Origin of the sequence: Cellulosimicrobium cellulans, assembly GCF_001722485.1 — a bacterium.
GTDB classification, from domain to species: domain Bacteria; phylum Actinomycetota; class Actinomycetes; order Actinomycetales; family Cellulomonadaceae; genus Cellulosimicrobium; species Cellulosimicrobium cellulans_A.
This window is the reverse complement of sequence record NZ_LWGL01000354.1, coordinates 1-10,354: the sequence shown is the minus strand read 5'-3', so window position 1 is coordinate 10,354 and position 10,354 is coordinate 1. Positions and strand designations below refer to the sequence as shown.

At 73.9% G+C, this 10,354-nt stretch carries 12 protein-coding genes; 4 read left to right on the top strand and 8 right to left on the bottom strand.

What is annotated here, in order from left to right; translation table 11 throughout:
• Window positions 1-104: 104 nt before the first annotated feature.
• Complete coding sequence (locus tag JZ5iCDA_RS17750; protein WP_069388266.1) at window positions 105-815, bottom strand: GntR family transcriptional regulator; 711 nt, start codon at window positions 813-815, stop codon at window positions 105-107.
• Window positions 816-1,003: 188 nt separating this feature from the next.
• Here JZ5iCDA_RS17750 and manD point away from each other — a divergent pair, with 188 nt between their 5' ends.
• From manD to JZ5iCDA_RS17735, 3 genes are read left to right on the top strand one after another with little or no spacing between them, the layout of a single operon-like run.
• Window positions 1,004-2,215 (top strand): D-mannonate dehydratase ManD, encoded by a 1,212-nt coding sequence (gene manD / locus JZ5iCDA_RS17745; protein WP_069388262.1) that lies wholly within the window; start codon window positions 1,004-1,006, stop codon window positions 2,213-2,215.
• Between the two features lie 50 nt (window positions 2,216-2,265).
• Window positions 2,266-3,657, top strand: coding sequence for an MFS transporter (locus JZ5iCDA_RS17740; RefSeq protein ID WP_069388261.1), 1,392 nt, complete (start codon window positions 2,266-2,268; stop codon window positions 3,655-3,657).
• A complete protein-coding gene (locus JZ5iCDA_RS17735; protein WP_069388260.1) occupies window positions 3,654-4,691 on the top strand; it encodes an L-idonate 5-dehydrogenase in 1,038 nt (345 codons plus the stop codon). The genes JZ5iCDA_RS17740 and JZ5iCDA_RS17735 overlap by 4 nt, the downstream gene beginning before the upstream one ends.
• A 113-nt stretch (window positions 4,692-4,804) precedes the next feature.
• Here JZ5iCDA_RS17735 and JZ5iCDA_RS17730 read toward each other — a convergent pair whose 3' ends face one another.
• The 6 genes from JZ5iCDA_RS17730 to JZ5iCDA_RS17705 form a co-directional block, all read right to left on the bottom strand.
• Window positions 4,805-5,887, bottom strand: coding sequence for an LLM class flavin-dependent oxidoreductase (locus JZ5iCDA_RS17730; RefSeq protein WP_069388259.1), 1,083 nt, complete (start codon window positions 5,885-5,887; stop codon window positions 4,805-4,807).
• A gap of 190 nt (window positions 5,888-6,077) precedes the next feature.
• The gene (locus JZ5iCDA_RS17725; RefSeq protein ID WP_216093488.1) at window positions 6,078-6,383 is read right to left on the bottom strand and encodes a DUF4190 domain-containing protein; all 306 of its coding nucleotides are present in this window, start codon (window positions 6,381-6,383) and stop codon (window positions 6,078-6,080) included.
• A gap of 139 nt (window positions 6,384-6,522) precedes the next feature.
• Complete coding sequence (locus tag JZ5iCDA_RS17720; RefSeq protein WP_069388258.1) at window positions 6,523-6,966, bottom strand: hypothetical protein; 444 nt, start codon at window positions 6,964-6,966, stop codon at window positions 6,523-6,525.
• Window positions 6,967-7,103: 137 nt separating this feature from the next.
• Entirely contained in the window at window positions 7,104-7,928 is an 825-nt protein-coding gene (locus tag JZ5iCDA_RS17715; RefSeq protein WP_069388264.1) for a metal ABC transporter permease, read from the bottom strand.
• A 41-nt stretch (window positions 7,929-7,969) separates the two neighbouring features.
• Window positions 7,970-8,731: a metal ABC transporter ATP-binding protein gene (locus tag JZ5iCDA_RS17710; RefSeq protein WP_069388257.1), complete on the bottom strand. Its 762-nt coding sequence runs from the start codon at window positions 8,729-8,731 to the stop codon at window positions 7,970-7,972.
• Entirely contained in the window at window positions 8,731-9,678 is a 948-nt protein-coding gene (locus JZ5iCDA_RS17705) for a metal ABC transporter substrate-binding protein (RefSeq protein WP_069388256.1), read from the bottom strand. The genes JZ5iCDA_RS17710 and JZ5iCDA_RS17705 overlap by 1 nt, the downstream gene beginning before the upstream one ends.
• A gap of 106 nt (window positions 9,679-9,784) precedes the next feature.
• Here JZ5iCDA_RS17705 and yidD point away from each other — a divergent pair, with 106 nt between their 5' ends.
• Window positions 9,785-10,075, top strand: a complete 291-nt coding sequence (gene yidD / locus JZ5iCDA_RS17700) for a membrane protein insertion efficiency factor YidD (protein WP_069388263.1) — start codon at window positions 9,785-9,787, stop codon at window positions 10,073-10,075.
• A gap of 36 nt (window positions 10,076-10,111) precedes the next feature.
• Here the strand turns inward: yidD and JZ5iCDA_RS17695 are convergent.
• The coding region (locus tag JZ5iCDA_RS17695; protein ID WP_171905441.1) for a universal stress protein at window positions 10,112-10,354 on the bottom strand (243 nt) is incomplete at its 5' end.

Below are 10,354 nucleotides of genomic sequence, written 5' to 3'. Positions count from 1 at the left end.
TGGGCGGGGACGCGCCCGCGGACGACGAGGCGGGAGGCTCGCGCGTCGGCTTCACCGCCTGAGGCGTCGCCGCCCGGCGGCGGGGCGCCACGCGCCGGGCGGGGTCAGGTCCAGACGGCGATGCTGCGCCGGACCGGCACGGAGCCGGACTCCGACGCGAACAGCTCGGGCGAGCGCTCGCGCACCTGCTCGATGTCGTCGAAGACCGCGCGCAGGTGGGCGCGCAGGAGCTCGCGCGCGCCCGCGCGGTCCCCGCCGACGAGGGCGTCGAGGATGCGCTGGTGCTGGTCGACGAACTCGTCGGGCGGCGTCTGGTGGAGCCCGAGGCGGCGCGCCCGGTCGAGGTGCGCCTTCGCCGACGCGACGGTCGCCCACGCGCTCGCGTGGCCGGAGAGCCCGAGCAGGCCGCGGTGGAACTCCTCGTCGAGGCGGAAGAACTCCTCGACGTCGATCCCGGGCTCCTGCTGACGCGCGAGGTTCTCGCGCAGGTCGGCGAGCGCGGCGTCGTCGATCTCGTCGGGCACCGCGTCGAGCGACGCGAGCTCGACGGCCTCGCGGACGAACTGCGCGTCTGCGACGCGCTGCGGGTCGACGCGCGAGACGAACGACCCGACCTGAGGGAAGACCTGGACGAACCCCTCCTCGGACAGCAGCAGGAGGCTCTCGCGCACCGGCGTCCGGCTCACGCCGAGGCTCGCGGCGAGCTCGTTCTCCGACAGCGCGGAGCCGGGCGCGAGCTCGAGACCGATGACCTTCTGCCGCAGGGTCTCGTGCACGGCGCGCCGGGTCGTGCGTCGTCCGCCGGGGGAGCTCATGGCGCCCATGCTAGCCGCGCCGCCCGGCCGGCCCGCGGCGTCCGCGGCCAGGGCCACAGCGTTTGACAGACCTCCGATACACCGCTTGTATGGCAGTCCTCCCACCGCAGTGGCCGGTGTCACTCCCGCGCAACCGACGCGCCCCGACACCGACCGCAGCACCACCGAGCACGAGGAAGTGGTCTCCCGTGAGCACGATCGAGCGGGCCGAGGTCCTGGTCACCTCGCCCGGACGCAACTACGTCACGCTGCGGATCACGACGTCCGACGGCGTCACCGGCCTCGGCGACGCGACCCTCAACGGCCGCGAGCTCGCGGTCGCGAGCTACCTCCAGGACCACGTGGTGCCGCTCCTGATCGGGCGCGACCCCGCGCGCATCGAGGACACGTGGCAGTACCTGTACCGGGGCGCCTACTGGCGGCGCGGCCCGGTGACGATGACGGCGGTCGCCGCCGTCGACACCGCGCTGTGGGACATCAAGGGCAAGGTCGCGGGCCTGCCGGTCTACCAGCTGCTGGGCGGGCGCTCGCGCGAGGGCGTCATGGTCTACGGCCACGCGAGCGGTGCGGACCTCCCGGCGCTGCTCGACGACGTCGCGCGCCTGCGCGACGAGGGCTACCAGGCGATCCGGGCCCAGACCGCGGTGCCGGGCGTCGCCGGGACCTACGGCGTGTACTCCGGCTCGGGCATCTACGAGCCGGCGAAGGGCTCCCGGCCCGACGAGCAGCCGTGGTCGACGGAGAAGTACCTCGACTTCGCGCCGACCTACCTGGCCGCGGTGCGCGAGAAGTTCGGGTTCGACCTGCACCTGCTGCACGACGTCCACCACCGCCTGACGCCGATCGAGGCCGCCCGCCTGGGCAAGGAGCTCGAGCCGCTGCGCCTGTTCTGGATGGAGGACCCGACCCCGGCCGAGGACCAGGAGGCGTTCCGCCTCATCCGACAGCACACCACCACCCCGATCGCGGTGGGGGAGAACCTCACCTCGATCTGGGACGTGCAGCACCTCATCACCGAGCGGCTCATCGACTACGTGCGCACGACCGTCGTGCACGCGGGCGGCATCACGCACCTGCGCCGCATCTTCGACCTCGCCGCGCTCTACCAGGTGCGCTCCGGGTCCCACGGCGCCGGCGACCTCTCGCCGGTCTCCATGGCGGCCGCGGTGCACGTCGACCTCGCGATCCCGAACTTCGGCATCCAGGAGCACATGGGCCACGCGGGCCAGACCTACGACGTCTTCCGCTCCGAGGTCACGTTCTCGGACGGCATGCTCCACCCCGCCGACACCCCCGGCCTCGGCGTCGAGTACGACGACGAGGTGGCCGCCCGCTTCCCCTACGACCCCAAGTACCTGCCGGTCGCGCGCCGCCTCGACGGCTCCGTCCACGACTGGTGACCCGACCCCCGTCCTCCCGCAGTACCGTCACAGAAGCGAAGGAGCAGACCGTGACGCACGACACCAGCGCCGCCGCACCCGCCGCGCAGCGCACGACCAAGGACCTCACGCGGGCCGCCGTCTCCGGCTGGCTCGGCACCGCGATGGAGTTCATGGACTTCCAGCTCTACTCGCTCGCCGCGGCGATCGTGTTCAACCGGCTGTTCTTCCCCGAGGTGAGCCCGGCCGTCGGCCTCATCGCGGCGATGGGCACCTACGGCGTCGGGTACGTCGCGCGCCTCGCCGGCGCGGTCTACTTCGGCCGCATGGGCGACCGGATCGGCCCGAAGCGCGTCCTCGTCATCACCATCACGCTCATGGGCGTGTCGACGACGCTCATCGGCGCGCTGCCGACGTACGCGGTGATCGGCATCTGGGCGCCGATCCTGCTCGTCGCGCTGCGGCTCGTCCAGGGCTTCGGCGCCGGCGCGGAGATCGCGGGCGCCACCGTGATGCTCGCCGAGTACGCGCCGCCGCGCCGCCGCGGGCTCATCGCGTCGCTCGTGTGCCTCGGCACGAACTCCGGCACGCTCGCCGCGTCCGCGCTCTGGGCGCTGCTGCTCGCGACGCTCAGCGAGGAGCAGCTCCTCAGCTGGGGCTGGCGCCTGCCGTTCCTGCTGAGCTTCGGTCTCATGATCTTCGCCGTCTGGCTGCGCCAGAAGCTCAAGGAGAGCCCGGTGTTCGAGCAGCGCGAGGACGTCGTCGACGGCGTCGCGCTGTCGAAGGCGCAGCTCGCCGAGGCGCGCGCCGCCGACGCCACCGAGGGCGAGCGCAGCACGCTCGAGGCGGCCCTGCACCAGCGCAAGGGCAAGGCGTTCTTCCTCGCGCTCGGCCTGCGCTTCGGCCAGGCGGGCAACTCCGGCCTCGTGCAGACGTTCCTCGTCGGCTACATCGCGACGTCGATGATCGTCGACGAGTCCGTCGGCACGACCGCGATCGCGATCGGCTCGCTGCTCGGCTTCGCGACGATCCCGGCGGTCGGGATGCTCGGCGACCGGTTCGGCCGCCGCCCGGTGTACACGGCCGTGACCGTGCTCGCGATGCTCGTCGCCGTCCCCGGCATGCTCCTCATCAACACCGGCAACGCGGTGCTCGTGACCGTCGCCATGGCGCTCATGCTCAACATCGCGGTCCTCAGCCTGTTCTCGCTCGAGAGCGTGACGATGGCCGAGCTGTTCGGCGCCCGCACGCGCTTCACGCAGCTCGCGCTCGCCAAGGAGATCGGCGGCATCCTCGCCACCGCGATCGGCCCGGTCGTCGCGGCCAGCCTCACCGCCCTCACGGGCAGCTGGTGGCCCATCGCCGCGATGCTCGTCGTGTACTCGGCCATCACGCTCGTCGCGGCGCGGCTCGCGCCCGAGGTCCGCGGCCGTGACCTCGTGCGGCTGGAGGACGCGGCATGAGGGCCGTCGTCGTCCACGGCGCGGGAGACGTCCGCGTCGACGAGCGTCCCGACCCGCGCCCCGGCCCGGGCGAGGTGCTGCTCGCCGTCGAGTGGGGCGGGATCTGCGGCTCCGACCTCGCGTACTGGCGGCACGGCTCCTCCGGGACGGCCACGCTGCGGCACCCCCTCGTCCTCGGGCACGAGTTCGCGGGCCGGGTCGTCGCGACGGGCGAGGGCGTCGACGACGTCGAGACCGGCCTGCGCGCGACCGTGCACCCCGCGACCCCGGTCGGGGACGAGGCGCTCCCGGAGCGGCTCGCGGGCCGCACCAACCTCCACGCGCAGGTCCGCTACTGCGGCTCTGCGGCGCTCGACCCGCACACCGACGGCGGGTTCGCCGAGCTCGTCGCCGTGCGCGCCGACCAACTGCGCGCCCTGCCCGACGAGGTGAGCACCCAGCACGGCGCGCTCGCCGAGCCGCTCGCCGTCGCGATGCACGCCGTCTCCCGGGCGGGCGACCTGCGCGGCAAGGAGGTGCTCGTCAACGGCTGCGGGCCCATCGGCTCGCTCGTCGTCGCCGCGGCCAAGCACGCCGGCGCCGCGCGCGTCGTCGCGGCCGACCTGTCGGCCGCCTCCGCGGCCGTGGCGCGCCGCATGGGCGCCGACGACGCGCGCGTCCTCTCCGAGGGCGAGGAGCTGCCCGCGGACGTCGAGGTCGCGATCGAGGCCTCCGGCGCGCCGGGCGCGCTCGGTGCGGTGCTCCGCGCGACCGCGCGCGGCGGGACGCTCGTGCAGGTGGGCAACCTGCCCGGGGCCGCCGTGCAGGCGGTGCTCGGCGACCTCGTGACGCGCGAGATCACGTGGGTCGGCTCGTACCGGTTCGTCGACGAGATCACCGACGCGGTCGAGGCGATGCGCGCCGGTCTCGACGTCTCGCCGGTCGTCACGCACACGTTCGACCTCGACGACGCCGAGAAGGCGCTCGAGGTCGCGGGCGACCGCTCGACCGGGTCGAGCAAGGTCCTGCTGCGCATCGGCGGCGCGCAGGACTGACCTCGCACCGAGCCGGCCCGCCGAGCACGGGTTCGCTCACCGTCGACCACGGGGTTGGTGCCGTCATCCGCCGGATGACGGCACCAACCCCGTTCTCGGCACCGGAGGTGCGCTCAGCCGTCGGCGAGGAGCTCGCGGACGCGCGGGACGACGCGCGTCCCGTAGAGCTCGATGCTGCGCATCATCGTCTCGTGCGGCAGCGTGCCGGTGGAGTACTTGAGGTCGAACCGGCCGGCTCCGAGCGTGCGGACGGTCGACGCGATCTTCTGCGCGACCGTCTCCGGCGAGCCCACGTACAGCGAGCCGCTCCGGACGTCGTGCGCGAACCGTCCGCGGTGGTACGCGGGCCAGCCGCGCTCGCGGCCGATGCGGTTGTTCATCGCCGCGAAGTGCTCGTAGACCTCCTCCTGCGCCTGCTCGTCGGTCTCGGCGACGTGGCCGGGGGAGTGGACGCCGACCGGCAGCGCGGCCGTGCCGAGCTCCGCGACGGCTCGGTGGTAGAGGTCGACGTACGGGCGGAAGCGCTCGGGCTCCCCGCCGATGATCGCGAGCATGAGCCCGAGGCCGTGGCGCGCCGTGCGGACGACCGACTCGGGCGACCCGCCGACGCCCACCCACGTGCGCAGCCGCCCGCGCTCGGTCTTCGGGTACACCTCCTGGTCGACGAGGCCGGCCCGCGTCGTGCCCGACCACGTGACCGGTCCCTCGTCGAGCAGCTTCACGAACAGGTCGAGCTTTTCCTCGAACAGCACCTCGTAGTCCGCGAGGTCGTACCCGAACAGCGGGAACGACTCGATGAACGACCCGCGCCCCAGGATCACCTCGGCGCGCCCGTCGGACAGCGCGTCGACGGTCGAGAACCGCTCGAACACCCGGACCGGGTCGTCGGAGCTGAGGACCGTCACCGCCGAGCCGAGGCGGATGCGCGAGGTGCGCGTCGCGATGCCGGCGAGCACGACCTCAGGCGCGCTGACCGCGAAGTCCTCGCGGTGGTGCTCGCCGACGCCGAAGAAGTCGACGCCGACCTGGTCCGCGAGCACTGCCTCCGCGACGACGTCGCGAATCGTCCGGGCCGCGGTGACGGGAGTGCCGTCGGGCCCGGCGCTGACGTCGCCGAACGTGTCGAGACCGAGCTCGAGGCGCTCGGGATCCGGTGCGGCCGGGCCGGTCGCGGGGGTGGTGGTCGGCTCCGTCATCGTCTCTCCTCGCGTCGTCGCGCCGGCCTCGCGCCGGTGCGCGTCGGCACAACCGTGCCGGGCCGCGATTCGTTCCGCCACCAGGGGGGACGCACGACGGGGCCGAGCACGACGGGGACGAGGACGACGGGGCCGAGCACGACGGAGGCCGCCGCCCCGCGGGGCGACGGCCTCGGTGGCGCGAGGTGCGTCAGTACGTCGTGACCTCGCCGCTCGAGACGAGCGCGGCGATCGCGACGAAGTACAGGATGCCCACGATCACGCCGAGGGCCGTGAAGACGATGCTGAGGATCAGGCCCCACTTGGCGAGCTGGTTGTCGAAGCCGGCCTCGCGGCTCTGCTTGCGGGCGATCGCGCTGACGACGATGCCGGCGATCGAGAAGACGAACGCGAGGACGAGGCCGACGATGCCGAGCGTCTTGCCCGGGTCCTCGACCGGGCCGCCGCCGTACTGGGGAGCGGGGGCCTGCGGGGCGGAGGGGTACTGCTGGGTCATGGTGCTCTGCTTTCTGTGGGGCCGACGGTGCGTCGAGTCCTGACGGGGCGCGGGCGGTCCCGCGCGCGTGCGGCCCTCATTGTGGTGCATGCGCCGCTCGCCTGACCAGGGGGAAATCTCCCCATCGGGCGGGGCGTCGTCAGGAGCCGGCGCGGCTCGTCTCGCCCCGCAGCTCGTCGATGTGCGCCTGGAGCCGCTCGAGCGCCCCGGCGACGTCGGCGTCCTGGTCGTGCGCGAGGTCGGTGACGTACCGCAGCTGCGCCGACGCGGCGTCGAGCGCGACCTGGGCGTCGGCGAGCGCGGCCGCGGCCGTCCCGTCGGCCGCGGCGTCCGCGTCGGCCGCCCGTTCGAGCGCGCCGCGGGCCTCGGCGGTCGCCGCCTCGACGGAGTCCACCGCGTCGACCACGCTGCTGCGCAGCGCGGGGTGCAGGGCCGCGAGGTGCAGGCCGACGCGCTCGAGGTCGTCGCCGATGGTGCGGGTCTGGACCTGGGCCTCGGCGATGAGCTGCTCCACCTCGGCGGCGGTGGACCGTGCGGCGAAGGGGAGCATCATCGCGAGGGCGAGCAGGCTCGCCGCAGCCACCCGTGCGGTCGTCCGGCTCCGGGGTCCGCTCGCCTGCTGGCACGTCCACGCTGACATGGGAGACAGTCTGGCGGGCGTTCCTGGGAAGAACCCGACAATTGCGGGTGAAGACGTGGAGATCTCGCGCACACCCGCGCTCAGGCCCGCGCGAGCCGCCGTCGCCGGGCTCGGGAGAACCGCGTCGCGAGCAGGCCGTGCCGAGGGCTGAACAGGTAGGCGAGGCCGAAGGCGACGCCCAGCGTCACGACCACCATGCCGCCGGACGACGTGTCGAGGTAGTAGCTCGCGTAGAGCCCGACGAGGCCGCTGACGGCGGCGACGAGCGGGGCGATCCACAGCATGCGCGAGAACCGGTCGGTGAGCAGGTACGCCGTCGCGCCGGGTGTGATGAGCAGCGCGACGACGAGCACGACGCCCACCGCCTGCAGCGCCACGACGACCGTCAGCGCGAGCAGACCCAGCAGGAGCGCGCCGAGGCGCCGGGGGGAGAGACCGATCGCGTGCGCGTGCACGGGGTCGAACGCGTAGAGGGTGAGGTCGCGCCGTTTGAGGACGACCACCGCGAGGGTCACCGCGCCGAGCACGAGGACCTGCACGAGGTCGGCGCGCGAGACGCCGAGCAGGTTGCCGAACAGGATGTGGTTGAGGTCCGTCTGGCTCGGCGTGACGGAGATGAGCACGAGCCCGAGCGCGAACAGCGTGGTGAAGACGACGCCGATCGCGGCGTCCTCCTTGACCCGGCTCGTGTCGCGCACCGCGCCGATGAGCGTGACCGCGAGCAGGCCGAAGAGCAGCGCGCCGAGCGCGAACGGCGCGCCGACGACGTACGCGAGCACGACGCCCGGCAGGACCGCGTGCGACACGGCGTCGCCCATGAGCGACCACCCCACGAGCACGAGCCAGCACGACAGCACCCCGCACACGACCCCCGCCGTGACGGTGACGGCGAGCGCCGTGCGCATGAACTCGAACGACAGCGGCTCGAGGAGGGCGTCGACGACGGTCACGGGGCCACCTCCAGGCCGAAGGCGAGCGCGAGGTTCTCCGGGCGCAGGACCTCCTCGGGCGTCGCGTGCAGGAGTACGCGCCGCAGGAACAGGACCGCCTCGTCCGCGAGCGCGGGGAGGGCGTGCAGGTCGTGGGTCGAGACGAGGACGCACGCGCCCTCGTCGGCGAGCTCGCGCAGCAGCGCGGTGATCGTCGCCTCGGACCGCTTGTCGACGCCGGCGAACGGCTCGTCGAGGAGCAGGGTCGTGGCGCCCTGGGCGAGGCCGCGCGCGACGAACGCGCGCTTGCGCTGCCCGCCGGACAGCGCGCCGATCTGCCGGTCGGCGAGGTCGGCGAGCCCGACCCGTTCGAGCGCGTGCGCGACGGCCTCCCGGTCGGCGGCGCGGGGGCGCCGGGTCAGGGCCTGGAACCCGTACCGGCCGGTCATGACGACGTCGCGCACGCCGAGGGGGAACGCCCAGTCGACGTCCTCGCTCTGCGGCACGTACGCCACGGCCTGGGCGCGCCGGGCCCGCTCGGGCGGGGCGCCGTCGAGCAGCACGGTGCCGCGGTCCGGGCGCACCATGCCCATGACCGCCTTGAACAGCGTCGACTTGCCGGAGCCGTTCATGCCCACGAGCCCGCACACGGTGCCGTGCGCGAGGGCGAGGGTCGCGCCGTCGAGCGCGAGCACGTCGCCGTAGTGGACGGTGAGGTCGCGGACGTCGATCGCCGGGGCGGCCGTCGCCGGCGTGCCCGACGCCGTGCCGGCCGCCATCAGTGCTCGTCCCGGTTGCCCGTGAGCCCGGCGACGATCGTCTCGACGTCGTGGCGCAGCAGGTCGAGGTAGGTGGGCACCGGGCCGTCCGGGCCGGACAGCGAGTCGACGTAGAGCGTGCCGCCGAACGTCGTGCCGGTCGCGTCGACGACCTTCTGCATCGCCTCGTCCGAGACGGTCGACTCGCAGAAGACCGCCGGGACGTCGGACTCCTCGACGAACGTGATCGTGCGCGCGACCTGCTGGGGCGTCGACTGCCGCTCGGCGTTGACGGCCCACAGGTACTGCTCGGTGAGGCCGGCGTCGCGCGCGAGGTAGGAGAACGCGCCCTCGCACGTGACGAGGGCGCGGTGGTCCTCGGGCAGCGTGTCGAGCGCGGCGGTGAGCTCGTCGTGGAGCGTGCCGAGCTCGGCCGCGTAGGCCTCGGCGTTCGCGGCGTAGTCGTCGGCGTTCTCCGGGTCGAGCTCGGCGAACGCCTCGGCCATGTTCCGCGCGTACAGCTGCCCGTTGATCGGCGACATCCACGCGTGCGGGTTCGCCGTCCCGCGGTACTCCTCGGCGGTGTCGTCGCCGAGCGGGATCGTCTCCACACCCTCGCTCACGACGGCGTGCGGTACGTCGAGCTCGTCGACGAACCGGTCGAACCACGCCTCGAGGCCGAGGCCGTTGTCGAGCACCAGGTCCGCCTCCGCCGCGCGGCGCAGGTCACCCGGCGTGGGCTCGTAGCCGTGGATCTCCGCGCCGGCCTTGGTGACCGACTCGACGCGCAGGTGGCCGCCCGCGACGTTCTCGGCCATGTCGGCGAGCACAGTGAACGTCGTCAGCACGACGGGGCGGTCGTCGGCCGCGTCCGGGGCGGCGTCGGCCGTGGCCGAGCACGCGGCGAGCGGGACGACGATCGTGAGCGCGGCGAGGCCGGCGACGAGACGCGGACCAAAGTTCGGCATACCGAAAAATCTAGTGCGGGTCAGCGTGGTCGGCAACGCCGGCCGGCCACGAGCCGCGCGGGTCTCGTGGGGCGCGAGCATCCGGCACCAGACCTACCGTGGCGCGATGAGCCTCGCGAGCCGATGGACCGAATCCGCGATCGGGTGGTACCAGGAGCGCCTGTCGCCCCGGAAGGGGTGGGGGTGCGCGCACCGTGTCGCGCACGGGGGGCCGTCGTGCTCGGCGGCCGTGCGCGACGTCGTCGCGCGCCGCGGCGTCGTGCGGTCCGTCCGTCCGACGGTGCTGCGCTTCGTCGCGTGCTGGCAGGCCGCGCAGCTCCTCGCGACCTCGGGCGTGAGCGGCGTGTGCTGCTGCGGAGGGATCCCCATCCCGTTCCGCTTCGGCGGGCGGTCCTGACAACAGGACCAGCGCCCCTCGGCTCGCGGCCGCCCCTCACGCGGCGGAGAGCGGCACGGGGTGGACCACCGCGACGGGGCCCGTCGCACGGCGGAGCACGTCCCGGACCACCGGTCCGAGCAGGGTCCCCGGGCGGTCGGCGCGCCCGCGCGCCCCGATGACGGTGAGCGCCGCGCTCCGGCCCAGGTCGCGCAGCACCTGCTCCGGCCGCCGGCCGACCACGAGGGGCGCCACGTCGACCCCGTCGTGGTCGACGGCGAGCACGCGGTCGACGGCCGC

Bases quoted from the DNA above. Each gene is read 5' to 3' on its own strand.
- yidD (WP_069388263.1), top strand. From the start codon at position 9,785: ATGAGCCTCGCGAGCCGATGGACCGAATCCGCGATCGGGTGGTACCAG.
- JZ5iCDA_RS17715 (WP_069388264.1), bottom strand. From the start codon at position 7,928: ATGCGCACGGCGCTCGCCGTCACCGTCACGGCGGGGGTCGTGTGCGGG.
- JZ5iCDA_RS17705 (WP_069388256.1), bottom strand. From the start codon at position 9,678: ATGCCGAACTTTGGTCCGCGTCTCGTCGCCGGCCTCGCCGCGCTCACG.
- JZ5iCDA_RS17730 (WP_069388259.1), bottom strand. From the start codon at position 5,887: ATGACGGAGCCGACCACCACCCCCGCGACCGGCCCGGCCGCACCGGAT.
- JZ5iCDA_RS17725 (WP_216093488.1), bottom strand. From the start codon at position 6,383: ATGACCCAGCAGTACCCCTCCGCCCCGCAGGCCCCCGCTCCCCAGTAC.
- JZ5iCDA_RS17710 (WP_069388257.1), bottom strand. From the start codon at position 8,731: ATGGCGGCCGGCACGGCGTCGGGCACGCCGGCGACGGCCGCCCCGGCG.
- JZ5iCDA_RS17735 (WP_069388260.1), top strand. From the start codon at position 3,654: ATGAGGGCCGTCGTCGTCCACGGCGCGGGAGACGTCCGCGTCGACGAG.
- JZ5iCDA_RS17750 (WP_069388266.1), bottom strand. From the start codon at position 815: ATGAGCTCCCCCGGCGGACGACGCACGACCCGGCGCGCCGTGCACGAG.